At 74.8% G+C, this 654-nt stretch carries 1 protein-coding gene and 1 pseudogene; both read left to right on the top strand.

Annotated features, from left to right (window positions below):
* On the top strand, positions 1–285 hold a 285-nt coding region (locus tag CFP71_RS43040; RefSeq protein WP_143267349.1), incomplete at its 5' end, for a hypothetical protein.
* Positions 282–654, top strand: a pseudogene (locus CFP71_RS43035) (ATP-grasp domain-containing protein); the annotation flags it as partial. The gene CFP71_RS43040 and the pseudogene CFP71_RS43035, both read left to right, overlap by 4 nt.

Here is a 654-nt window from a genome sequence, read left to right as displayed (position 1 = left end):
GGGTTCGCCGTGCTGGCGCCACTGGCGGTCGGCTGGTTCTCGCCCCTGCTGGCGCCGGGTGGTGCGCTGACCGGGTCGGTCGGCGCCGTGCTCGGCACCGGCGAGACGCGGGGCATCGGGCTCGCCTATGTCGTCTTCGCGCTGATCCTGCTGCTGATCAACGTGGGCGGGTTCTCGCTGCGGCGGCTGCGCCGGTTCGACACCGAGGTGCCCGATTCGCTGCCCGACGACCTCGTGGGGGCGCAGGAACGGGAGCGCAAGCTCGCCGGGAAGGATGCCGCATGAGTACGGCAGTGCTGGTCAGGGAGGCCCGTGGGCACTGGGTCGGCGAGGTCGCGCCGTCGATGCGGGCGGCCGGGCACCGCGTGGTGCTGCTCGCGCCGCCGATGGACGCGGCCGAGCGTGCCGCACTGGAAGGCGTGGTGGACGACGTCGTCGCGCTCGACGACGTCCACGACCCGGAAGCCGTCGCGGCGAAGGTGCGGGAGATCGACGGCGGCGCGCTGGCCGGCCTCTTCACCGGCTCGGACGGCGCCATCGCGAGCACCGCCCACGCCGCGGAGCTGCTCGGGGTGGCGCGCTGCCCGGCGTCGGTGTTCGCCTTGTGCGCGAACAAGTTCGCGGTCCGGGAGGCCCTCGCCGCGGCCGGGCTGC

This window comes from Amycolatopsis thailandensis, from assembly GCF_002234405.1.
GTDB classification, from domain to species: Bacteria; Actinomycetota; Actinomycetes; order Mycobacteriales; family Pseudonocardiaceae; genus Amycolatopsis; species Amycolatopsis thailandensis.
Note: the sequence above shows the minus strand (reverse complement) of the source record. Positions and strands in the feature narration are given on the sequence as shown.